This window comes from Sporosarcina sp. P29, assembly GCF_002743265.1.
Taxonomy (GTDB): Bacteria; Bacillota; Bacilli; order Bacillales_A; family Planococcaceae; genus Sporosarcina.
In genome coordinates this window covers 18,227-42,639 of sequence record NZ_PDYX01000023.1, presented here as the reverse complement: position 1 = coordinate 42,639, position 24,413 = coordinate 18,227, and the positions used below count along the sequence as shown (strand labels likewise).

Below are 24,413 nucleotides of genomic sequence, written 5' to 3'. Positions count from 1 at the left end.
TTCATGTGAGTCCTCCTTGGTTATAATTAGGGGTCAAGCCGTCGACGCCTTGACACCCCGAATCATACCAAGGGGACTTTTCTATTTCAATAGGGTTCCACTAACCAAACAGGAATGCTCCCGATGGATCAGCCTGATCAGGTGAGACAACCAAAAGAGAGCGTAGCGAACTGGTTGGCTCACCGCAGGCCCATGGGAAAGCGTCCGTCGGCTGGAGCTTCCATCCCCTCGCACTCACAAATTCACCTTATATTCTTAAGCTACTCGCATTTGAACTTAAGCCAGCAGCAATCCCCTTGTAGATACTAAGTAACTATCCTAAATTTGAAATTCCATACACAATCCTGTTTAAAATCCGTCATAGAGTACTATGTCACGTTCCGTCGTTTTTTGTTATACTGGAACGAATGAAGGATGAGGTGACGACATGGCGTACCAAAATGAAAAACTGTCCGAAGAGAAAGTGTTTAAAGACCCCGTGCACCGCTACATACACGTTCGGGATCGCGTAATATGGGACCTGGTCAACACGCGTGAGTTCCAGCGATTGCGTAGGATTCGCCAGCTCGGCACCACGTACCTAGTGTTCCACGGTGCAGAACATAGCCGCTTCCAGCATTCGCTCGGTGTCTATGAAATCGTTAGACGAATTCTCGACGACGGCTTCAGTGGGCGTGAAGAATGGGACGAAGAACAGCGACTCGTCGCTCTTTGTGCAGCGCTATTGCATGATCTGGGACACGGTCCGTTTTCCCATGCATTTGAAAAAGTGTTCAATCTGGATCACGAACAATTCACCCAGCAAATTTTATTGGAACGGACAGAAGTCCATGAAGTGCTGCGTCGTGTGTCGCCAGATTTTCCTCAAAAAGTGGCAGATGTCATCGACAAAACGTATCCTGATAAATTGGTCGTCAGCTTGATTTCCAGTCAGATCGACGCAGACCGTATGGATTATCTTCAGCGCGATGCGTATTACACTGGTGTTTCCTATGGCCATTTCGACATGGAACGGATTTTGCGTGTCATGCGTCCGACCGAAGATCAAGTCGTCATCAAGCAGAGCGGTATGCACGCGGTGGAAGACTATATTATGAGTCGCTATCAAATGTACTGGCAAGTGTATTTCCACCCCGTGTCGCGAAGTGCAGAAGTGATTTTGATCAAAATTTTACACAGAGCGAAACATTTATTTGAAACTGGGTATGCATTTAAGCAAGAACCTATGCATTTCATTTCGTTCTTCGCACAAGAGTTCAAATTGAAAGAGTACATAGCTCTTGATGAGGGCGTGTTATTGACGTATTTCCAGCTATGGATGGAAGAGGACGATACGATTTTAGCGGATTTATGTGATCGCTTCGTGAACAGACGGCTATTTCAATATGCCGAATTCGATCCTGCAGTGCAGTACATGAAATTTGGCGAACTTATTACATTATTCAAAGAAGCAGGGCTCGATCCTGACTATTATTTAGTGACGGATTCTTCATCTGACTTACCGTACGACTTTTATCGTCCAGGTGAAGAGAATGAGCGTGTGCCGATTTATTTACAACTAGAAAATGGCGATTTACGTGAACTGTCGCGCATGTCTGATGTAGTCGAAGCGATATCAGGCAAACGCAGAACAGACCATAAAATTTATTATCCGGAAGACTTATTGATAGATGGAAACCCGTTGCATGAGAAGATTTTGGAATTGTTAAGAGGTTAAGAGAGGGGTTGCGGGACTTGCTGCAAGAGCATGCAAAAATCGTTCAGTTTATATCGTTGGCGAATGAAGTAAATGGCCGTAAGAAAATGCAGAAGATGGTTTATATATTGAAAAAAATGAATTTCCCGTTTGCTGAGAAATACGAACTTCATATGTATGGTCCTTATTCGGAAGAACTGACATTGCGAGTGGAAGAATTGTGTGAAATGGGCTTTTTGGCTGAACGTTTCGAGGATAAGGGTTCGTATAAGCAATATTGCTATCAAGTGACGGATGAAGGGTCGAAATTCCTTGCGACAGCAGAAGCACCGAAAGAACAGTTGCCAAAATGTATCGAGCGATTGAATGAGAAGTCGTCACGCTTTTTGGAATTGGTCTCTACATTACTGTTTTTCGATCAGCTCGACAAAGAGGATCAAATTGCTAAAGTACGTATCGTGAAAAACAAACTGAACTTTACTGATCAGGAAATGGAACAAGCTTTTGCCTTCATCGAGGAGATGCAAGTGAGTTCAGTCAGCTAAATGGATCAAGTAAAAAGGATTCTCGCGATGAGAATCCTTTTGCTGATTTTACTGTTCACTCATAAGTTTCCCATCCTTAAAAAGGTGGTTTTTTGGCATTTCTTCAATGAAAACTGTTACGCTATCAGTAGTAGCACCAGTCGTTTCCACAACGGCTTGCGTAACTTTTTCACATAGTGCACGTTTTTGGTCGTCAGTGCGGCCTTCAAGCATTTTTACTGTGACGTATGGCATTTCATTTCCTCCTTAGCAGAAAATTCAGGTATAGTACATATAATAACAGAGATGGAGGGCGATTTACATGGCAAGTGAGCAAAACTCAAAACCAAAGTTAGGCTTTACAATAATAAAAAATGATCCCACAGATGGACATAAAGGGTTTGGCATAGGTTCGTTGTCGCTAGAAAACATTTCACCTGTGATCATTGATGTAGAAGCAGGTACAGCACAAGTGGAAATGGGTGCTATGCATGCTCGAAGTGATACGGAGCGAGGTATTAAGTTCACCAAGGACCGCAAAGATTCTGAAGGTGGAAAGCCGTACTGGTTAGTTTGGGTGACCATTGATTACCGTGAGGAAGGACCGTATTATGCAGGAATTACAGCTTGTGAAATGGTAGTTAACCGTGAAAAGAGACGTGGCTATAAGCTACTCGCTGACCACGTCAACCGCATGGACAAATCATTGAAACGTCAAATTATCGTAGACGATATGGACGATCGTTCGAAAAAAATTCTTAAAGACTTTCTGAAGTCGCATAACGCAGAACTGTGGGAACGTAGTACACCTGAATTACACGAAGGTTTGCGTACGGAGTAAGACGTAAAAGAACATCATTGAAAAGTATAAATCTCGTCAAATACGTCAAAAATGTGACAAATTGGATTACGTCCTCTTTGAGGTTGAATGTCTGCAACAAAGGAAGTAAACTAAACATACAGCTTTGCGCTGTAATCTAGGACACCCGCTATGTAGACAGTCGTTTGATGAAACCACAAACCCAAGCAGTGCGGATTCATTCGATCCCTGCATAACGGTCAAAAAGCCTCGCTCTCCGCGGATACGGAGAACGAGGCTTTTTTAATGGGGATTTTTGGATTCACTTTATTTGTGGCGCTTATAGTTCGTGTCTATTCGCTCAATCGCGACGGCTGGTTGCTCAATGCGAGTGGTCAAGCGCTCTATCTCGAGACGAATCCGCTCAATCACCCTGGCAACGTGCTCATAGTTCGTCGTTATCCGCTCAATCGGGACGGCTATCCGCTCTATGCAAGCAGCCTTCCGCTCATTGTCGTCTGCCTCTAGTGCTCAATTGCCTATGCGCTCAATATTTCGTGTACTCGCTCATTGTTGATGCACGACCGCTCTATGAGGAGAAATGTCCGCTCTATCTTGGTCTGTATCCGCTCATAATTACGGGGTATGCGATCAATCCCGCCGCTCACCCGCTCATAACTCGAAAAAACCAAATCACTCCACATTACTCAAAAAACGAAAACGGGAATAAATCCATTTTAGAATTTTGCTCTTCTCCTGAATTTTGTTCTCGCAACGAGCGATCCGTACATAACTTTTTCGGGACATCTTTATCCTTCACATAGACCAATCGCTGCTTCGTGCATTCATTGACCGCAATTCCGCCAGTTTCGATATCGACAACGACGCTTTGGACACCAGAAGGGGGAAGGAATGGTTGTGGCGCCGTTCCTTCATGCGCAGCCTCCATGAAATCAATCCAGACTTTTTTCGAGACTGTTTTATCTTCTAAATCCTCCAGTTGTTTGCCGCGATCGAAGCCTGTCCAGATGCCCGCTGTTAATGTGGGCGAGAATCCAATCAAATACTGATCCGATATCGTCGTTCCAGACTTTGCCGCGTAGGGCCGCGTTTGTTTTGGGCGCATCGACAAACCTGTAGAAGTTAAATAATCATTGAAGACAGGGTCAAACATTCCAGTCATTAAATGCGTCAGCACAAACGCGTCTTGTTCCGACATTGCTTGCTTCGGTTTCTTCGAAGGATGCTCATAGATCAGTTTTCCGTTCGCATCTGTAATCGATAGAATCATTTGAGGCTCGACTTGTTTTCCTTTTGACGCAATGCGGTTATATGCTGTCGTCATCTCGAACAGTGTCACATCGGAAGTTCCAAGCGCGACCGCAGGGGATTCAGGAAATGCGACATCAATGCCAAGTCGCTGCGCCATTTTCGTATACGGCTTGTAACCGACTTGCTCAAGCGTTTTGACTGCGTAAATATTATCCGAAATCGCAATTGCTTGTGCTAATGAAATCGGTTTCGCCGCAAACTCTCCGTTAATATTGCTCGGCTCATAGGTCGAACGACCATCATCATACGTAAACAGCGTCTTTTCGGCTGTCATGAACGTTAAGGGGTTCATCCCTTTTTCCAGCGCTGCTGCATAGAGAATCGGCTTCATTGCAGATCCTGGCTGACGTTTCGCTTGAGTCACACGGTTAAAGGAACTATCGCCAAAATCCACTCCACCGACCATCGACGTGACAAATCCGGTGTCTGCAGCCATGGAAATGAATCCAACTTGCAGATCATTTGCAGGCATTGCTTGTTGGATGGCTTGTTCAGCTGCTTGTTGGTGCTGCTGATTCAACGTCGTTCGGATTTGCCAGCCACCTTCCGCAGGTACTCGGCCTTTCGAAGCAAGGATGTCTTCCGCCTGTTGCCACGCAGCATCCAAAAAGTAAGGTGCCACTTGCTTCATGTCTTTCCAACTCTCTGTCTGCAATACGATACGTTCTTCCACCGCGCGTTCCTTTTGCGCAGTTGAAATATAATCATATTCCTCCATTTGATCGAGTACGAGAAGTTGGCGGTTGCGTGAATTCTCTGGGTTATCTAGAGGTGAATAAATGGAAGGTCCTTTTGCGATAGCTGCAATCGTAGCGGCTTCTTCCAATGTCAGCTCTTTCGCGGCTTTGGAGAAATAAAATCGACTAGCCGCTTCCACGCCGTACATTCCATGGCCAAAGTAGACAGTATTTAAATAACCTTCCAAAATCGTATCCTTGTCATAGAAAATTTCCAGTCGATAGGCAAACAGCGCCTCATGGATTTTCCGTGTCCAAGACTTTTCGTGCGTCAAATACAAATTCCGCGCATATTGCATAGTAATCGTACTCGCACCTTGCGCCTTACTCATCGTTTTTACGTCTTTCAGAACTGCACCCGCAATTCGTTTATAATCAAATCCATTATGCGAATAAAATTGCTTATCTTCGGTTGCTACGAAAGCGTCCGAAAGAAAAGGGGACATATCGGATAGCTTCATCCAATAACGTCTATGTTGTGAAAAATGATCCCCGATCTGATGCCCGCTATGATCGAGGAACAATGAAGCCTTTGGTACGCTCAATGAAGGAGCGCCAAGTACTTGAGCATATATTCGAAGGGCGATTAAGACCGTTACGATCGCGGCTATGGACGTGATCGACAGGGATAATGCAATCTTTTTCCACTTTTTTCGATTGGTGGACTTTATATAATCGGTACGTTTCATTGCTCATCACATCCCGTTCCATTCAGTATCTTTTGACAGTATGGGACGGTTATGGCCGGATTAAACGGCTCACAGGAAAAGTTTAGACGTGTAACATTGAAACTAGTGCCGGAAGAAGTGTATAATGAGTGAATCTATTTACTTAAGGCGGTGAACGAATGGAAGCGCCAAAAATGCAAGTTCAGCTCCGTTCCGTTATTCAACATCCAGAACAGCAAGCAGAAACGCATACGATGCAAGCGACTGGAGAAATCATTGAGAAAAAAGGGCAGGCCTACTTATTGTTTGAAGAACGATTAGAAGGAATGCCAGCAGTTCGAACGACCGTGAAATTACATGCCGAAGATGCTTTCATCATGCGTAAGGGCGGCGTGCAGATGCGATTGCCGTTCAGACAAGACGATGTTCGTTTTGGCACATACGGAAATGGCCCTGCGGTTATGGATTTAGCCGTTCGTACGAATCAACTGGAGTGGGTACCTGGACGCTTTACGGTAGCGTACGACTTACATTCAGACGACAGTTTATTAGGGAAATACCATTTGACAATAACCTACTCGGAGGTAACACAATGAATGCAGTAGAGCAGATTCAACATGAGATTAAAGAAGCATTGCACCAAGCGATTGAAAAAGCACAACTAGTCGAAGGTGCAGATATTCCAGAAATCAAACTGGAATCACCAAGAAGTAAAGAAAATGGAGACTATGCAGCGAACATTGCGATGCAGTTGACGAAACTAGCGAAAAAACCACCACGTGCAATTGCGGAAAGTATTCTAGAGAACTTGGATACGACGAACACCGCAATCGACTCCATTGAAATTGCTGGACCTGGTTTCCTCAATATCCGTTTGAAAACAGACAGTCTTGGAGATATCGTAAAATCTGTCCTGGACCAAGGAGCAGACTACGGACGTTCAGACAGCGGACAGCAACAGAGAATCCAAGTTGAATTCGTCTCAGCGAATCCAACAGGAGACTTGCACTTAGGGCACGCACGCGGCGCTTCCCTTGGAGATTCATTATGTAATATTCTCGACAAAGCTGGCTATGACGTAGCGCGCGAATACTACATCAATGATGCGGGTAATCAAATAAATAACTTAGCGTTATCTATTGACGTTCGGTATTTCGAAGCGCTTGGATTAGAAAAAGAAATGCCTGAAGATGGCTATCGTGGTGCAGACATTATCACGATTGCAAAAGGCCTCGTCGAACAATACGGCGACAAGTATGTCGATGTTCCAGAAGAAGAGCGACTTGCATTTTTCCGCGAACACGGCTTGAATATCGAATTGGATAAACTAAAGAAAGACTTAACGGACTTCCGCGTTCATTTCGATCACTGGTTCTCGGAAACGTCTTTATATAACAATGGCAAGATCGAAGTCGCGCTCAATAAACTTCGTGAAAATGGTCACGTCTATGAAGAAGACGGTGCCACTTGGTTCCGTTCCACTACATTTGGCGACGACAAAGACCGTGTACTGATCAAACAAGACGGTTCATTTACGTATTTAACACCAGACATCGCCTATCACCAAGATAAACTGAGTCGCGGATTCGATAAACTCATCAATATTTGGGGAGCAGACCACCACGGATATATTCCACGTATGAAAGCGGCAATCCAGGCACTTGGTTATGACCGCGATACGCTTGAAGTAGAAGTGGCGCAAATGGTTCAGCTTTATAAAGACGGAGAAAAGTTCAAGATGAGCAAGCGCACAGGAAAAGCCGTCACACTACGTGAACTCGTAGAAGAAGTCGGCCTAGACGCTGTACGTTATTTCTTCGCGATGCGCTCAGGCGACGCACAAATGGACTTCGATTTAGATTTGGCAGTATCCAAATCCAATGAAAACCCTGTCTACTACGCACAATATGCGCACGCGCGTATTTGCTCGATCTTGCGTCAGGCGAAAGAGCAGAACGTAGAAGCATCAACAGAAAACGTCACGCTATTGCAAGACGAGAAAGAGCTAGAGCTACTAAAGAAACTCGGAGACTTCCCGAAACTAATTAGCGACTCAGCTCGCATGCGCGCACCACACCGTGTGACGACGTATATTCAAGAGCTAGCAGCTAGCTTCCATAGTTTCTATAATGCGAACAAAGTGTTGGATCCTGAGAACAAGGATCTTTCCGAAGCACGCTTGGCTTTAATTACAGCAACGAAAACGACGATTGCGAATGCGTTGAAATTGGTAGGCGTCGAAGCACCTGAAAGAATGTAATATATTGAAAGTGGCCAAGCGGGATTACTGCTTGGCTTTTTTGTTTTCGCTTTTTGAGGGGAAGTGGAAGAGCAACGTTTCGCTGCGTTCCAGGCGGACGCGTTCGGGAGGGCTCGCGGCAAGCCAACCAGGTCGCTGTGCTTCCTTCGGTTGTCTAGCCTGTCGAGCTGATCCTCCCCGAGTCGCCGCCTCAAGTACAAAGATGTGCTCCTAACGCTTCGCTTTTACTCGCAAAAGCCGTCCTCCGTAACGGCTCTCACTTCGCTTCACTTCACTGGTGTCCTTTCTTGAGTGTGAAAGTGAAGTTCAAGGGCACACCTCGTGTTTTCTTGTCATATCGAGAAGGGGATGTAATTGATGCGTTGCGTACTTATCTTGTTGAAAAAATGAATATGTCCAAAAAGTTCCAATGACCCTAGACGCATCAACAATTTAAAAGCGGTTAAACCTGTCAACACAACAAAAAGTAGGGAGTGAGGCGGAAGCAGGGGGCGACTCCCAGAGGATCAGGTCGACAGATGAGACAACCAAAGAGAGTGCAACGAACTGGTTGGTTCATCGCGGCCCCTCAGGAAAGCGTCCCCCTGCTGGAGCCTCACTCCCAAACACGTTTCAATCTCTCCCTATCCCCTGTACAACCACCGCTATTATCGCTATAATAAGTCATAATTACATATCTTCTGAAAAGGTTCTCGAAACTTGAGATGAAATGCGAAATCGGTTCAAATCCGATGCGGTCCCGCCACTGTAAGTGCCATGCACAAGCCAGGTCACCTGCCTTTTTAGAAAATGAAGTTCCGCAGCAACCTACGAGGATAGGTACAGTGGAAGAAATCATGCGCTGATTTCATCCCACTTAATCCTTCGAACTATCGGAGGCTTTTTTCATGTCTGCGGCTTGCGTAATGCACCACATATATTAGAGGAGGAACACACATGAAGAAGTTTTGGCAACTGATGCTGACAGCAATGCTCGCGGTACTACTACTCGCAGCATGCGGAAGCGACAGTAAAAAAGAAGAAACACCGGCAGATGAAAATCAGTCTGGCGAAGAATCGAAAACAGAACAACAATCAGCGGATACAACGAGTTATCCATACACGTTGACAGATGCAACGGACGAAGAAATTACATTTGAGCAAGCGCCGGAAACTGTCATTTCATTAATTCCAAGCAACACGGAAATTTTATTCGGTATTGATGCAGGGGATCAAGTTATCGCAGTAACAGAAAACGATGATTTTCCTGAAGAAGTCACGGAGCTTGATACAGTAGGGGACTTTACGGTCAACGTAGAAAAAGTCATTTCATTGCAGCCAGAAGCGGTATTCGCACATGAAATGATGATGGGTTCGAATGAAGAAGGTTTGAAACAAATTCGTGACGCAGGCATCCCGGTAATCGTCGTACCGAATGCAGGAACTTTTGAAGAGACATATGAAACGATTGAACTGATTGGTCAAGTCATGGACAAAAATGTGGAAGCGAATCAAATCGTTGAAGATATGAAGACAAAAATTGCGGATATCGAAAAGAAAGCAGCAGACATCACAGACAAGAAGCGCGTGTTTGTTGAAAACTCTGATGCACCTGAAATCTATACACCAGGAACAGGAACATTCCCTCAGCAATTCTTGGATATGATCCACGCTGAAAACATCGTCACAGAAGAAGGCTGGATTATGATCAGCCCTGAAACGATTGTCGATGAAAATCCGGATGTGATTTTGGCTATGTATAGCTATATTCCGAACGTCGTAGAAAATATTAAAACGCGTGACGGGTTTGATGCGGTGACTGCGATCAAAGAAGATCAAGTCATTCAACTGGATGAAGATATCACAAGCCGTACAGGTCCACGTTTGGCTGATGGATTAGAGCTGTTTGCGAAAGCAGTCTATCCTGAGGTATTCGGTGAATAAAACCGCTCTCGCCTATGTCGTGTCGATTGCCACATTGCTTGTGGCGATCTGGCTCGGCGTATCGATCGGTACAGTAAAAATACCAATAGAGACGCTATGGAATCAATCGGATGCGACTGCAAGTAATATTTTGTGGAAGATCCGTATGCCACGTGTGTTGCTGGCAGGAATCGTCGGTGCATCACTGGCTATTTCAGGAGCCGCTTTCCAGGGGCTATTGAAAAACCCATTAGCTGATCCTTACACCCTCGGAGTGTCATCCGGTGCCTCTGTCGGCGCCGTGATCACACTCTTTTTTGGTATTTCGTTACCGGTTCTTGGCGCATTCACCTTACCTGTATTTAGTATGATTGGTGCCGCATTGACGATGTTTCTAGTAATCGGTTTTGCTCGACTGGTCGACCGGTCCATGAAAATGGAAACGATTATTTTAACAGGAATTATTTTTGGTTCATTTCTCGGCTCCGTGCTGTCGCTAATGATCGCGCTAACGCAAGAAGAACTCCGTCAGATTGTCGGTTGGTTGCTCGGTAGCGTATCGATGCGTGGCTGGAATTATATTGTAATGGTCCTACCGTTTTTCATTATCGGCTCATTCATGCTGTGGCTCAATCGCCGCGAATTGAACGCTTTATTATTCGGTGAAGAACGTGCGCATCATCTCGGAGTTAATGTCAAACAGCGTAAATTAATGATTTTGCTAGGTGGTTCGGTATTAACAGGTTCTGCTGTTGCTGTATCTGGAACAATCGGCTTCGTCGGCCTAGTTGTCCCTCATATGACACGCATGTTATGGGGCTCCGATCACCGTCACGTATTGCCTTTATCGTTATTTAACGGTGCATCGTTATTGATCATTTGCGATCTCGTAGCACGAACTATTATTACGCCGGCTGAATTACCGGTCGGTGTCATTACAGCATTCATTGGCGCTCCGGTGTTTGCCTATATCTTTTACAAACAACGTAGAAAAGGAGCGATGTGAAGATGTTGCAAGTGGACAATTTATCGGGAGGCTACGGCAAGGAACCGATTGTGCGAAATGTGTCGTTCCACGTGGAAAAAGGAGAAGTTCTCGGGATTTTAGGGCCGAATGGTAGCGGGAAATCTACGTTACTGAAAATCATCTCGGGGATTTTGCCGAAACAAAGCGGTAAAGTGATGATTGCAGGTAAACCTTCTGGCGCCTATACCCAGAAGCAGTTCGCACAACAAGTGGCCGTCTTGCCACAGCTTCATGCGCATGCCTTTTCCCATAGCGTTAAAGACACCGTCGCACTTGGTCGTTACCCGTATCAATCGGGGATTTTCTCGAGTTGGTCGGAGTTGGACGAGCAAGCAGTGCAGGAAGCGATGAACCATACAGGTGTCACGCGATATGAAAATACCGCGATTGAATTATTATCAGGAGGCGAGCAACAACGCGTATTCGTTGCGCAGGCACTCGCCCAGCAAGCACCTATTTTATTATTGGATGAACCAACGAACCATCTCGATATCGCGCATCAGCAGCAATTGCTCGATACGATACGCAATCAAGCGCGACAGAAGGGGATCACGGTCATCTCAGTATTTCACGACATCAATCTGGCCGCTCTCTATTGTGATCGTTTGTTGCTGTTGAAGAACGGGGAAGTAGCATCCATTGGCACGCCGCAAGATGTCGTACTCGAGCAAGAAATCCATCATGTGTACAACGCGCGCGTCAAAACACAGCCCCATCCTGAAATGCCGAAGCCTCAAATGACGCTATTGCCGAACTTACAAGAAAAGGTAGAACGGTTTTGTGTAAAAAAAGCAGACGTATCGATTCAGCAAGATCACGTATTGTTGCAATCAAGCCAACCACTGAAGACGATTTCTTCCGCAGTTCATAATGCAGGACTTGGCTGGTACCGGACGTTCGTCAATCGTGGTGTGCGTGCGGATTATATGATCGATGATGTACAAAAAGAGAACATGGATTACTTGCGTGCGCTAGGTTATCATCTGACAGATACCGTCGCCATGATGACTGCCGTTAGTCCGGAGCATGTTGAAGTGGAGGAATACGAAGGAGAATTCGGCTCGATTGTCGTGGCGGTGACAGCAGGTGTTGGAAACGCAGTGGACGTTTCGAAGTCCTGGCAGCGTGAAGATATTCCTTACATAGGAACGATCAATACATGGGTCTTCATTAATGGAGAATTAAGTGAAGAAGCTTTCGTCCAAGCATTGATTACCGCAACAGAAGCGAAAGTGAAAGCATTGCAAGATGAGCAAGTGAAGGATCCGGAATCCGGCACGGTCGCTACAGGTACTTCGACAGACAGCTTGCTGATTGCGTCTACACAGCAAGGAGAACATTTGCCCTACGCTGGTCCGATAACACAACTCGGGAAGTTGATCGGTAAAGGGGTTTATGATTGTACGGTGCGAGCTATTCATTCATATCGATTAGCAGTAGGTGAGCATCGATGATCCCTGCACATTTTATTGCGATCACGATCGGCATGGTACTCGACCGACTCATTGGCGATCCTCCGAACTGGCCACATCCAGTCAAGTGGCTAGGTACGACAATTAGTAATTTGACAAAACTATTGAACAAAGGCCGTATGCGTACTGTAAAAGGTGCAGTTGTATGGTTGCTTATTTGCCTGACGACGTTTCTTCTCGTCATCTGGCTCGTCAGTATCGCGTATCGTCTGCATCTGTTCGCAGGCATCGCAATCGAAGCGCTACTCATTGCGGCAGGACTTGCGCAAAAGAGTTTGCGTGATGCGGCACTAGTAGTCTATGAGCCATTAAAATCAGGAGACCTGAGCGAAGCACGTGAGAAACTCAGTTGGATTGTCGGCAGGGATACGAAGAAGCTCAATGAAAGTGAAATATCCCGTGCTACGATTGAAACGGTTTCGGAAAATACGTCGGACGGGATCACAGCTCCATTATTTTGGGCATTCTTGCTCGGAGCACCGGGTCTCTGGCTATATAAAGCAGTCAATACTCTCGATTCTATGATTGGCTATAAAGATGAGCGTTACCGTGAATTTGGAAAAGTTTCGGCTCATATGGATGATCTCTTTAACTGGATACCTTCAAGGATTACAGGGTTACTTATTTTACTGTTCACTCCGAATGAAGGTGGACATGCATTTAAACAGCGAATTAGTGGTTGGTTAGGCGATGCCAAAAAGCATATGAGCCCGAACAGCGGTTATCTGGAAGCAGCAACGGCTTGGCAACTCAATATCCAGTTAGGCGGCAGCAGTACATATCGCGGAATAGTGTCGGAACGAGCGGTACTTGGTCCGGCAGTCATTGCGAATAAAGAACATATCCGTTCCGCTACGTATCAAATGCAAGTCGTGTCTTGGACTTTCTGGTCACTCGGCACAGTATTAGGAGGGATTTTCTATGCGCTTGCCTGAACACGGCGCAAACAGCAAACGATTGTATGCATCAATGAATATCACGATGCCTGATGAAGTGCTCGATTTCAGTGAAAATTGTAATCCAGCAGGACCTCCACCGTCTGTAGTGGAAGCATGGCCTACTCTAATTTCGACGCTCAACAGTTATCCAGACCCGGACGGTCAGCCGTTTCGTTCGGCAGTTTCCGACTATCATCAAGTAGACGAACAACAAATGCTTGTCGGCAATGGTGCGGCAGAAATATTATCTTTATTGGCAGGGACCTACCGAGGGAAACGAGTCCTCTTAATTGACCCGACTTTTTCTGAATATCGCGCCACGCTTGAAGTAAACGGCGCAGAAGTCGTATCGCTTCAAGCTGTTGAATCAGAAGGTTTTCAATTGCCTATGTGTCAGATTCTGGAGGCATTACCTGAAGCGGATGCAATCTATATTTGCACACCTAATAACCCGACAGGCTATTTGCCTACAAAAGATGCGCTACTAACGATTATAAAAGCAGCTAATAGTAGTTCGACAGATGTTGTGTTAGACGAAGCGTTCATTGATTTCGTCGATGAATCAAAGTCCTGTATTCCGCAAGTCGCGAACTATCCGAATTTGTTAATTGTCCGCTCGATGACAAAGATGTACGCGATTCCTGGTATCCGTCTAGGGTATCTCATCGCACATCCTGAACGAATCGAAACACTTAAACAACAAGCTTCCCATTGGCATGTCAACGGGCTTGCCGCTGAAATCGGTGTACTATGTCTGCAGGAAGAGGCGTATCGTCAACAGGCGATTTTGCATGCGCAAACAGAACGCTTGAAAATGACCCAGTTTTTACGCGTACATGGCTGTGAAGTCCTCGATTCTTCAGCAAACTATGTCGTCATGAAGCCCCTGCAAGATGCGAAGAAGCTGTATAAAGATTTATTGAAACAAGGCATCGTCCTGCGCCATTCGGAAAACTTCCGCGGGATGGACGGGCGCTGGTTACGGATTGGCATGAAGTCCGAACCCATGATGGCAACACTGCGGGAGGTGATGGATCAATGGTTCAAGCGACAGTAACGTTTATCAGTGGCGGTGCGCGCAGTGGAAAGAGTGCTTATGCGGAACGTCTGCTGACGAATCAGCCAGCAGGTCGTCTCGTCTATATCGCATCCGGTGTAGCGTCCGATGAAGAGATGAAACAACGGATAGAGCAACATAAAGAAGATCGACGACAGGCGAATTGGCACACAATCGAGCAACCGAAAAATCTCCATGAAGTGTTACCGTTTCTAAAGCCAGGCGATCTCGTTTTATGGGATTGCCTCACTACATGGCTCGCCAATGAAATGTATGAAGGATACGAAGAAGGGACACCTTGCGTTTCGCGTTCGGGCTGTTTAGAACAAAAGCAGGAAAAATTACTTCGTACGATTACGCAAATGAAAGAAATCGTCTCCCATCTAGTCATCGTTTCCAATGAAGTCCTCGATGAGTGGCCGAAATATGAAGAAGAGACGGAAATATACCGCCGAACAATCGGTACACTTCATCAACGAATCGTGGAGTTTGCAGATCGTGCGATTGAAATGGATCACGGCATTCCGATCGTCTGGAAAGGGGAACGTATATGAACGGATTAATGATCGTTGGTACTGCATCAGATGTTGGTAAAACGATGATTTGCACTGCGTTATGCCGACTGCTTGCGAATGAAGGCGTGCATGTAGCGCCTTTCAAATCACAAAACATGTCCGGATTCTCCGAAACACTAGCAGACGGACGTGAAATCAGTCGATCCCAATTCCAGCAAGCACAAGCAGCTCGCACGCAACCGATTGTTGAAATGAATCCTATTTTGATGAAGCCGAAAGAACACTTGCAGGCTGAAGTTCTATTGATGGGCGTACCGCTTGAAACGATTGATGGGGAAACTTTTCGTGAAGAGTGGTTCGACAAAGGTCTTGAAACAATCCAACAAGCGTTAAATTACTTGTCCAATCACTACGACACGCTAATTATCGAAGGAGCGGGGAGTACTGCGGAAGTAAATTTGATGGATCGTGAACTGACGAATATGCGCGTTGCGGAATTGGCAGATGTGCCTGTCATTCTAGTCGCGGACATTTCTAAAGGTGGTGCTTTTGCATCGATTATTGGCACGCTTCAATTACTCTCAGAAGAAAGACGTCAGCGTGTCAAAGGGATACTCATCAATAAATTTTACGGCGACGCTTCTTATTTTGAAGATGGCGTGAAATTTATTGAAAACTACACGGGGATTCCAGTTGTGGGTGTCATTCCTGTCTTAGAAAACCATGGAATTCCAGAAGAAGACGTCGATCGTGCCACGCTTCCTGCAACGGAAGGGATCGATGTCTACGAACAATGGGCGGCTCACGTTAAGAAACATATCGACTGGCCATTCATTCAATCTATTTTGGCGTAAAGGAGCGAGAAGATGAATAGCATTTTATTAGCGCTCCAATTTTTCACAGCGCTACCTGTTCATAAGGAGCTACCGCTAGGAAAAAAAGAAGTATCTGGCATGTACATCGCCCTGCCGTTCGTCGGCGGGGGAATCGGTCTACTACTAGCGGGCGTTGCCTATATTACGAGTGATTTCAATAGTTTCCTTGCGGCGGTATTCATTTTGCTAGCGGGCCTCATTGCCACGGGCGGCTTGCATGTAGACGGTTTTGCCGATCTTGGCGATGCATTCTTTTCCTATCAAGATCGTGAAAAACGTCTGACCATCATGGATGACCCACGACTCGGGGCATTTGGCACGTTGTCGTTACTCGTTTTACTCTGTTTGAAAATTGGTTTATTCATTGAAATTTTACAACTTGTAAACGGCTGGGCGTTGCTTATGGCAGTGCCGATTCTCTCTCGCGCGGCTTTAGTAGGATATTATACAGTAACGAAAACGGCCAAACCGAGTGGCATTGCGTACTTTTTCAAACAACATTTCTTGCCGGGGCGGATGCTTGTTGCATCGAGTGCGATCAGCCTAGTGACGATTGTTTTGTTAAGTATTCAATTACGCTCCATAGTATTAATCCCCATCATGCTACTCGTCATCTGCTTGTCGATCTGGCTTTATCATCGCTGGACGATCAAACATTTTGGCGGTGTCACTGGGGATCTATGTGGAGCATTCATTGAAGGAATGGAGGTGCTTTTATGGCTCGTCCTTATCGTATATTTCTCGTTCGGCATTTAAAGACGACGGCGAATGCACAGAAGATCTATTGTGGGTGGACGGATAGCGAATTGGTTTCTCTAGAAGGCGAGGCCATTGAATTTCCAGTAGCTGTCCAACATGTAGTGGGAAGTGATTTGATCAGAACGCGTCAAACAGCGGCCATTTATTTTCCGCAAATAGACTTTACGGCTGATCCGCGCTGGCGGGAATGTAATTTCGGCGACTTTGAAGAGCGGACATATGATCAATTGAAAAATGATCCTGACTATCGCAACTGGCTAGATGATTCGTGGAACACACCACCGCGTAATGGAGAAACATTGCAACAAGTTAAGTCTCGGGTGCTGGATGCATTAGCTGAACTACCGAATGAAGCGGTCGTCGTGACGCATGGCGGCGTGATTCGAGTAGTGCTCGATACATTCACACAAGACCAATATTCATTTTGGGACTGGGACGTAACGAACGGCTCCATCTGGCAACTCGAATGGGCTAGCGAAGAAGAATTCAAGGAGGGGAAGCCATGCACGTCTTTATCGGCGGTGCCTATAACGGCAAAACGGACTATGTGAGACGTTGGATTGGCGATTCGGCGGCAAGTTTCTGTACAATGGATACAGCAACAACCGCTAAACCCGGTGAATCACTCATCATTACCGATTTAGATGAGTGGCTGATGACTACAGACATAACAGAATCAGAAGCTAGCAACGCAGTACACGAAATCAGCGGACCGAACACCGTCTTTATTTTGACGGAAATTGGGCGGGGTATTGTCCCGTTTGATGCACAGCAAAGAGAACTTCGCGATCGCTGTGGCCGTTTATACCAGCAATTATTCACAGAAGCAACAACTGTCACAAGAATTTGGTATGGTATACCTCACACAATCAAAGGAGTGAAGTGAAATGAAAATCTATACGAAGACTGGCGATAAAGGAACGACAAGTTTAATTGGTGGACGCGTCGCAAAAGATGACTTGCGCGTCGAAGCATACGGCACAATCGATGAACTGAATTCATTCATCGGTAAAGCTATGACGGAACTTGACGGTGAAAAGTTTGCAGATATCCTAACTGATCTTGAAACGATTCAAAATGAATTGTTCGATGGTGGCGGTGACTTAGCGAACGTCATGAAAGAGCGTCACTACAAGCTCGACGAAGAACCTGTCACAGTTCTTGAAAACCGAATCGATAAGCTAATGGAAGAAGCGCCTGAACTAGAACGCTTCATCCTACCAGGTGGCTCACCAGCAGCTGCGACATTGCACATCGCGCGCACTGTCACACGCCGCGCTGAACGCGTAACCGTCACACTGATGAACGCAGCAGACGACGTATCACCGGTTGTTGGACGCTACTTGAACCGTCTATCGGACTACTTATTCGTAGCGGCACGCATCGTCAACGCTCGACTAGGTATTTCAGACAATGAATATGTCCGCAGTGCAAAAGTCTTCCGCACGAATGAGAAAAAAGAGAAGTGATCATAAGTAAACAGGGCCCCCGGTTGGACTAGGGGCCCTGTTTTTTGTGGTGTGGTGCTCAAAGTGTCTGCGTGTCCGCTCAATGTTGAGGCTTAAGTGCTCAAAGTGTCTGCGTGTCCGCTCAATGTCGAGGCCAAAGCGCTCAAAGTGTCTGCGTGTCCGCTCAATGTCGAGGCCCAAGCGCTCAAAGTGTCTGCATGTCCGCTCAATGTCAAGGTCTAAGCGCTCAATACACCCGCGTATCCGCTCAATCGCCCCGCACATCCACACAACCCCATCAACCCCGAATCACCTCATACAACTTCGTAAACTCTCTCTTACTCAAAATCTTCGGCACAGGATACAATGGATTCGCTTCCGCTGACGCGCGTTTCACCATCAGTGGAATATCTTCACCCATAATCCCATCCACCTGCTCGGGAATATTCATCGCATGATTCAACGCCCGAATTTCCTCGATGAACTTCTCTGCTTTCATGCGCTTCGTATCCGAATGACTGGTAATACCAATTAAATCAGCCAACTCAGAAAGTGGTTCATACACACATTCGCCGTAATACTCGAGTACGTGCGGCAAAATAATCGCATTCGCTAATCCGTGCGGCACATTATAAAATCCGCCCAGCGTGTGTGCAATGGCATGGACATTGCCGACATATGCTCGAGTAAATGCTTTGCCGGCTAAATAAGAAGCGCGTTGCATATTCGTTCGCGCAGTCAAATTATCTCCATTGCGATAGGCTTCATATAAATTGGAGAACACGAGTCGTACGACTTCACGGCTATCGTTCCACGTTTCTTTCGTATTACTGTTGCCAATATATGCTTCGACTGCATGGGTTAACGCATCGATTCCAGTAGCCGCCGTAATCGCTGGCGGCAATTTCATCGTTAACAATGGATCGAGCACAGCGTAGTGGGGGATCAACGACGTATCACTGATTGCATACTTCTCATGCGTCTCACTGTTCGTCACGACTGCAGCTAGCGTCGCTTCACTTCCGGTTCCTGCCGTCGTCGGTACGGTGAACAACGTGGGGATTCGCTTGCGCACATGGAATAAACCTTTCATTTCAGGAATTTGTTTCTCGGGTCTCGCAATTCTGGCACCCACCGCTTTTGCGCAATCAATCGGGGAACCGCCACCGAACGCAATGAGTGCTTCGCAATCATTCGCTACGTACAAACCACGTGCTTCTTCAATGTTGATGATCGTAGGATTCGCGACAGTTTGGTCATACACTAAGTAGTTAATGCCGAGTGAATTGAGCCCGACTAGCATGACGTCGAGTAAGCCGAGTTTGGCAATTTCGCGATCTGTAATAATGAGCACACTACGTATTCCAAGACTTTTCACTTTCCCTGCAAGGCCTTCCAAACTACCAGGCCCGACTAACAGCTCAGGCTCTCTCCAAGGTAAAAAATTCATTCCGACTTTGAACCCTTTTTGAACTGAGCGCGCATATAATCGATACATAGTAAAACCCCTTTCCAATGCTAGCAACACATTATGAAAACGTTATCATGAAATGACTATATTTACTATAATAAAATAAGAATATTCTAATTGATTCAATAATGATATACTAAATGTATCTCGGGTAAATTTTCATGAATGTAGAACAATTTTACATCTAATCTAGAGTTAGAAATTAAATCAGCAGTTCGATAAAGCCTATACTAGCAGCTTTAGATGAGTGAATTATTACAATAAATAAATGATTGCTTGACAAAAAGACCTTTCAACCATAGTTAGAAAATAAAAAATAAACTTTCAAAAACAGTTGACTGAATGATCATTCATTATTACACTATACATAGAATATAATTGAAAGCGGTTTCTCAAAGGGAATCTCAAGTAGAAGAAATGGAAGGGGAATAAGAGATGAATATACTACTCATCGCAAACTGGATTTTATTTGTAGCAGTCGTCGTATACGGCTTTGGTCTATTCCTATACTTATTAAAAACTCGCTACGAATTCATCCGACTGGGGAGAAAAGAAGAATTCGATAACGACGTCAAAGCGCGTCTGAAGAAAATTTGGGTGTACGTATTTGGACAAAAAAAACTATTGAAAGATAAAAAGAGTGGGGCCATCCACGTCATGTTCTTCTATGGTTTCCTACTCGTTCAATTTGGGGCAATCGACCTCATCTGGAAAGGCTTAAAACCGGGGTCACATCTGCCACTTGGCCCGTTGTATCCGGCATTTACATTCTTCCAAGAGATTGTCGTATTCGTCATCCTAGTAGCGGTTGTATGGGCATTCTACCGTCGCTACATGGAAAAGCTAGTTCGTCTAAAGCGCGGCTGGAAATCAGGTTTAGTTCTTATATTCATTGGACTACTCATGCTCTCCACACTAGTCGCAAACGGCGCGAACATGATTTGGCATAATGAAGGCACAACATGGACAGAGCCAATGGCATCGATCATCGCAACGGTATTTAGCGGTGTTCCGACAGGCGTATCCGTCACGATATTCTTTATCGGCTGGTGGGTACACTTACTGACATTGCTGACATTCCTAGTGTATGTACCACAATCTAAGCACGCGCACTTGATCGCAGGTCCAGCAAACGTGTATTTCCATCGCTTAGATCACGCTGGTCGTTTGAAGCCTATCGATTTTGAGGCGCTGGAAGAAATTGAAGACGAAGAAGATATGCCGCCACTTGGTGTAGGCAAGATCACCGACTTCACACAAGCGCAAATGATCGACTTCTATGCATGTGTAGAATGTGGACGCTGTACGAATATGTGTCCGGCAACAGGTACAGGTAAAATGCTGTCACCGATGGACTTGATCACGAAACTTCGTGACCACCTGACAAACACAGGAGCGATCATGACGAAGCAACAGCCGTGGGTACCTCAACTCATGTTTAAAAACTCACAAGGAAATCAATTGGCGCTCGCTGCTACGGCAGAAGGAATGACAATGGATGAACTATACAATCCTTCATTGATCGGCGATGTCATCACAGAAGAAGAGATCTGGGCATGTACGACGTGCCGTAACTGTGAAGACCAGTGTCCGGTAATGAATGAACACGTAGATAAAATTATCGACCTTCGTCGTTATCTTGTGATGACGGAAGGGAAGATGGATCCGGATGCACAGCGCGCGATGACAAACATCGAACGTCAAGGTAATCCATGGGGCCTTAACCGTAAAGAGAAAGAAAACTGGAGAGATGCACGTCCAGACTTGCACATCCCAACAGTGAAAGAAGCGAAGAAAGCTGGAGAAGACTTCGAATACTTACTATGGGTTGGTTCTATGGGCGCGTTTGATAACCGCTCACAGAAAATCGCTTTATCGTTCGCACATTTATTGAATGAAGCAGGGGTAAGCTTCGCGATTCTTGGTAACAAAGAGAAGAACTCCGGAGATACACCACGTCGTCTAGGAAATGAATTCTTATTCCAAGAGCTCGCAACAGCGAATATCGCCGAATTTGAAAAAGCGGATGTTTCAAAAATTGTTACGATTGATCCGCACGCATACAATATCTTCAAAAATGAATACCCAGATTTCGGTCTGCAAGTCATCGTAAAACACCATACCGAGTTGCTTCACGAACTGGTTATGTCAGGCAAACTAGTACCGAAACATGCAATCGATGAAGTAATCACGTTCCACGATTCATGTTACTTAGGCCGCTACAACGATGTCTACGATCAGCCAAGAGAAATCCTTAAAGCGATTCCAGGCGTTCAGTTGGTAGAAATGGAACGTAACCGCGAAGACGGCATGTGCTGTGGAGCGGGTGGCGGTATGATGTGGATGGAAGAAGATGCAGGCCAGCGCGTCAACGTCGCACGAACTGAACAAGCGCTTGAAGTCAGCCCGGGAATCATTTCATCTGGCTGTCCGTATTGCTTGACTATGTTGTCAGATGGAACGAAAGCAGTTGAAGTCGAAGAACAAGTCGGCACATACGATATTGCTGAACTATTAGAACGCTCGATTTTTGGCGAACACCAAACGATCGCTGAACCTGAAGTAGAAGAAGTGATAGAAGAAACAGTAGTTGTGGAACAAGTAGTAGAGTCGGAAGAAGTGATGTCAGAGCCTGAGTTAGCTGTAACGGTTGAAACAGAGGATGAAACACCGAAAAACGACGACGGAAAACAGAATTAAAATTATTGCGAATATCGTGTCAATACCGTACAATTAAGATATCTAAAGCGCTAACAATTGAATGAACTATAAATAAGAGGGGCTATGCACCCTCTTATTTAGTAGTAAGATATCGAGCGAGCGTTCAGTCAGTAAACTACTAGGGGGAATGGGAAAATGAGAACAGTGATTTTACAAGGTGCTAGAACACCATTTGGGAAATTAAGCGGGGCATTGCAATCGAAAACAGCAAGTGATCTAGGCGGTATTGCTATCAAAGAAGCGTTGGCACGTGCTGGCGTACAAGGTGATCAAGTGGACGAAGTCATCATGGGGACTGTTTTACAAGCAGGGCAAGGCCAGATTCCTTCACGTCAAGCAGCTGTCAAAGGCGGCATTCCATACGGCGTCAAAACTGAAACGATTAACAAAGTATGCGCTTCCGGAATGCGCAGTATCACACTAGCTGATCAGCTGATCCGTCTTGGGGATGAGACAACGATCGTCGCTGGTGGGATGGAATCAATGACTAACGCACCGTATTACGCAAATGTCCGTTCAGGCTTGAAAATGGGCGATAGCACATTGGTTGATGGCATGATTTATGATGGACTAACGTGTTCATTCTCTGAAGGCAATGTCCACATGGGCACATACGGAAACAGTACAGCAAATGACTTTTCTGTAAGCCGTGAAACGCAGGATGAATGGTCACTACGTAGTCATGAGCGCGCGCTTGCAGCGATCGATAACGGATTGTTCGCAGAAGAAATCGTTGGCGTCAGCATTCCACAACGTAAAGGTGATCCAATCGTTGTGACAGAAGATGAAGGCCCACGTAGAGGCAGCTCACTTGAAGCGTTGGCGAAACTCCGTCCGGCTTTCGGTAAAGACGGAAGTGTCACAGCAGGAAACGCACCCGGCATCAACGACGGTGCATGTGCTGTGGTGTTAATGAATGAAGAGGAAGCGAAGAAGCAAGGCAAAGAACCGCTTGCTATTATTCTAGGTCACGCGGAAGTAGCTATCGAACCGGAACGATTCCCTGAAACACCAGGTCATGTCATCAAGGCGTTACTTGAGAAAACAGGAAAAACGGCAGACGACATCGATCTATATGAAATCAATGAAGCATTTGCAGTCGTTGCGCTTGCAAGCTCACAAATCGCTGGACTAGACGAAGAAAAAGTCAACGTCAATGGTGGCGCAGTTGCACTAGGACACCCGATCGGTGCAAGTGGAGCGCGTGTCGTTCTGACACTGGCGAATGAATTAAATCGTCGCGGTGGTGGAATCGGGATCGCAGCAATCTGTTCAGGTGGCGGCCAAGGCGATGCGATCATGATCGAAGTACCAAAAACTAACTGACCGGGGGCATTCCAGATGACAATTGAAAAAGTATTCGTGATCGGTGCAGGGCAAATGGGCGGAGGAATTGCTCAAGTCTGCGCGCAGGCAGGCTATCAAGTAACCCTTCATGATCTCAATAAAGAAGCATACGACCGAGGTTTTGCAGTCATCACAAAAAACTTAGAACGCAACGTGGAAAAAGGGCGTATGACTGAGGAAGAGAAACAAGCAGTCCTAGGTCGTTTCACGAAATCACTAGATATGCAAAATGCCAAAGATGCCGACATCGTCATCGAAGCGGCAGTTGAAAATATGGCAATCAAAACGAAAATCTTCGCAGAGCTAGATGAAATCACACCAGAACATACGATTTTGGCAACGAACACATCTTCGTTACCGATCACGGAAATCGGTGCAGCGACTAAACGTCCAGGAAAAGTGATCGGCATGCACTTCATGAATCCAGTTCCGGTCATGAAGCTTGTCGAAGTCATCCGCGGACTCGCGACAGATGATGATGTCTACGAAGCAGTTGAAGAGATGACGAAGAAACTCAATAAAACACCAGTTGAAGTGAATGACGCACCAGGATTTGTTGCGAACCGCGTCTTGATGCCGATGATCAACGAAGCCATCTTCACATTATACGAAGGGGTCGCAACGAAAGAAGCGATTGACGACGTCATGAAAATGGGAATGAATCATCCAATGGGTCCTCTGCAACTAGCAGATTTCATTGGACTCGATACATGTCTGTACATTATGGAAACATTGTATGAAGGATTCGGCGACTCGAAATATCGTCCATGCCCGTTGTTGCGTAAATACGTCAAAGCAGGTTGGTACGGCAAGAAAACAGGCCGCGGTTTTTATTCATACGAATAAATGAATTAAGTTGAAAGCA

General features: G+C 45.8%; 23 protein-coding genes and 1 riboswitch. Of the genes, 20 read left to right on the top strand and 3 right to left on the bottom strand.

The features are described 5' to 3' along the window. Positions 1–427: 427 nt before the first annotated feature. Together CSV68_RS14510 and CSV68_RS14505 are read left to right on the top strand one after the other, a co-directional pair. Positions 428–1,717, top strand: coding sequence for an HD domain-containing protein (locus tag CSV68_RS14510; protein ID WP_099662507.1), 1,290 nt, complete (start codon positions 428–430; stop codon positions 1,715–1,717). Between the two features lie 17 nt (positions 1,718–1,734). Beyond that, entirely contained in the window at positions 1,735–2,241 is a 507-nt protein-coding gene (locus CSV68_RS14505; protein ID WP_099634620.1) for a YwgA family protein, read from the top strand. A 48-nt stretch (positions 2,242–2,289) separates the two neighbouring features. Here CSV68_RS14505 and CSV68_RS14500 read toward each other — a convergent pair whose 3' ends face one another. Beyond that, complete coding sequence (locus tag CSV68_RS14500; RefSeq protein ID WP_099634619.1) at positions 2,290–2,475, bottom strand: 2-hydroxymuconate tautomerase; 186 nt, start codon at positions 2,473–2,475, stop codon at positions 2,290–2,292. A 67-nt stretch (positions 2,476–2,542) separates the two neighbouring features. Between CSV68_RS14500 and CSV68_RS14495 the strand changes: the two genes are divergently transcribed. Next, entirely contained in the window at positions 2,543–3,061 is a 519-nt protein-coding gene (locus CSV68_RS14495; RefSeq protein ID WP_099634618.1) for a YwhD family protein, read from the top strand. Positions 3,062–3,325: 264 nt separating this feature from the next. Beyond that, positions 3,326–3,547 carry a hypothetical protein gene (locus CSV68_RS17085; protein WP_143561012.1) on the top strand — a complete coding sequence of 74 codons (222 nt, stop codon included), beginning with the start codon at positions 3,326–3,328 and terminating at the stop codon, positions 3,545–3,547. A gap of 175 nt (positions 3,548–3,722) precedes the next feature. Here the strand turns inward: CSV68_RS17085 and CSV68_RS14490 are convergent, their stop codons facing one another. After that, positions 3,723–5,777 (bottom strand): transglycosylase domain-containing protein, encoded by a 2,055-nt coding sequence (locus tag CSV68_RS14490; RefSeq protein WP_099662506.1) that lies wholly within the window; start codon positions 5,775–5,777, stop codon positions 3,723–3,725. A gap of 158 nt (positions 5,778–5,935) precedes the next feature. Here CSV68_RS14490 and CSV68_RS14485 point away from each other — a divergent pair, with 158 nt between their 5' ends. The 13 genes from CSV68_RS14485 to CSV68_RS14425 all read left to right on the top strand — a co-directional run bounded on the left by CSV68_RS14485 (position 5,936) and on the right by CSV68_RS14425 (position 18,030). Next, the gene (locus CSV68_RS14485) at positions 5,936–6,352 is read left to right on the top strand and encodes a YwiB family protein (RefSeq protein ID WP_099634616.1); all 417 of its coding nucleotides are present in this window, start codon (positions 5,936–5,938) and stop codon (positions 6,350–6,352) included. Beyond that, positions 6,349–8,016: an arginine--tRNA ligase gene (argS, locus tag CSV68_RS14480; protein ID WP_099662505.1), complete on the top strand. Its 1,668-nt coding sequence runs from the start codon at positions 6,349–6,351 to the stop codon at positions 8,014–8,016. Before CSV68_RS14485 ends, argS begins: the two co-directional genes overlap by 4 nt. A gap of 669 nt (positions 8,017–8,685) precedes the next feature. Further along, positions 8,686–8,812: riboswitch (cobalamin riboswitch) on the top strand. A gap of 140 nt (positions 8,813–8,952) precedes the next feature. Next, complete coding sequence (locus tag CSV68_RS14475; RefSeq protein ID WP_099662504.1) at positions 8,953–9,939, top strand: ABC transporter substrate-binding protein; 987 nt, start codon at positions 8,953–8,955, stop codon at positions 9,937–9,939. Further along, positions 9,932–10,924: a FecCD family ABC transporter permease gene (locus CSV68_RS14470; RefSeq protein ID WP_099662503.1), complete on the top strand. Its 993-nt coding sequence runs from the start codon at positions 9,932–9,934 to the stop codon at positions 10,922–10,924. The genes CSV68_RS14475 and CSV68_RS14470 overlap by 8 nt, the downstream gene beginning before the upstream one ends. A gap of 2 nt (positions 10,925–10,926) precedes the next feature. Then, entirely contained in the window at positions 10,927–12,399 is a 1,473-nt protein-coding gene (locus tag CSV68_RS14465; RefSeq protein ID WP_099662502.1) for an adenosylcobinamide amidohydrolase, read from the top strand. Continuing rightward, complete coding sequence (cbiB, locus tag CSV68_RS14460; RefSeq protein ID WP_099662509.1) at positions 12,399–13,352, top strand: adenosylcobinamide-phosphate synthase CbiB; 954 nt, start codon at positions 12,399–12,401, stop codon at positions 13,350–13,352. Before CSV68_RS14465 ends, cbiB begins: the two co-directional genes overlap by 1 nt. Further along, positions 13,339–14,412, top strand: coding sequence for a threonine-phosphate decarboxylase CobD (cobD, locus tag CSV68_RS14455; RefSeq protein WP_099662501.1), 1,074 nt, complete (start codon positions 13,339–13,341; stop codon positions 14,410–14,412). The genes cbiB and cobD overlap by 14 nt, the downstream gene beginning before the upstream one ends. Further along, positions 14,394–14,966 (top strand): bifunctional adenosylcobinamide kinase/adenosylcobinamide-phosphate guanylyltransferase, encoded by a 573-nt coding sequence (locus CSV68_RS14450; protein WP_099662500.1) that lies wholly within the window; start codon positions 14,394–14,396, stop codon positions 14,964–14,966. The genes cobD and CSV68_RS14450 overlap by 19 nt, the downstream gene beginning before the upstream one ends. Continuing rightward, the gene (locus CSV68_RS14445; RefSeq protein WP_099662499.1) at positions 14,963–15,781 is read left to right on the top strand and encodes a cobyric acid synthase; all 819 of its coding nucleotides are present in this window, start codon (positions 14,963–14,965) and stop codon (positions 15,779–15,781) included. The genes CSV68_RS14450 and CSV68_RS14445 overlap by 4 nt, the downstream gene beginning before the upstream one ends. 12 nt (positions 15,782–15,793) lie before the next feature. Continuing rightward, the gene (cobS, locus tag CSV68_RS14440) at positions 15,794–16,558 is read left to right on the top strand and encodes an adenosylcobinamide-GDP ribazoletransferase (RefSeq protein ID WP_099662498.1); all 765 of its coding nucleotides are present in this window, start codon (positions 15,794–15,796) and stop codon (positions 16,556–16,558) included. Then, complete coding sequence (locus CSV68_RS14435) at positions 16,519–17,112, top strand: histidine phosphatase family protein (protein WP_099634607.1); 594 nt, start codon at positions 16,519–16,521, stop codon at positions 17,110–17,112. Before cobS ends, CSV68_RS14435 begins: the two co-directional genes overlap by 40 nt. Next, positions 17,064–17,447 (top strand): bifunctional adenosylcobinamide kinase/adenosylcobinamide-phosphate guanylyltransferase, encoded by a 384-nt coding sequence (locus tag CSV68_RS14430; RefSeq protein ID WP_099662497.1) that lies wholly within the window; start codon positions 17,064–17,066, stop codon positions 17,445–17,447. The genes CSV68_RS14435 and CSV68_RS14430 overlap by 49 nt, the downstream gene beginning before the upstream one ends. 1 nt (position 17,448) lies before the next feature. Next, complete coding sequence (locus CSV68_RS14425) at positions 17,449–18,030, top strand: cob(I)yrinic acid a,c-diamide adenosyltransferase (protein ID WP_099634605.1); 582 nt, start codon at positions 17,449–17,451, stop codon at positions 18,028–18,030. 277 nt (positions 18,031–18,307) lie between these two features. On the opposite strand, the gene CSV68_RS14420 is transcribed toward CSV68_RS14425, so the two are convergent. After that, a complete protein-coding gene (locus CSV68_RS14420) occupies positions 18,308–19,507 on the bottom strand; it encodes an iron-containing alcohol dehydrogenase (RefSeq protein ID WP_099662496.1) in 1,200 nt (399 codons plus the stop codon). A 408-nt stretch (positions 19,508–19,915) separates the two neighbouring features. Here CSV68_RS14420 and CSV68_RS14415 point away from each other — a divergent pair, with 408 nt between their 5' ends. From CSV68_RS14415 to CSV68_RS14405, 3 genes are all read left to right on the top strand, one after another. After that, positions 19,916–22,180 (top strand): (Fe-S)-binding protein, encoded by a 2,265-nt coding sequence (locus CSV68_RS14415; RefSeq protein ID WP_099662495.1) that lies wholly within the window; start codon positions 19,916–19,918, stop codon positions 22,178–22,180. A 156-nt stretch (positions 22,181–22,336) separates the two neighbouring features. Further along, positions 22,337–23,527, top strand: coding sequence for an acetyl-CoA C-acetyltransferase (locus CSV68_RS14410; protein WP_099662494.1), 1,191 nt, complete (start codon positions 22,337–22,339; stop codon positions 23,525–23,527). Between the two features lie 15 nt (positions 23,528–23,542). After that, entirely contained in the window at positions 23,543–24,394 is an 852-nt protein-coding gene (locus tag CSV68_RS14405; RefSeq protein WP_099662493.1) for a 3-hydroxybutyryl-CoA dehydrogenase, read from the top strand. Positions 24,395–24,413: the final 19 nt, after the last annotated feature.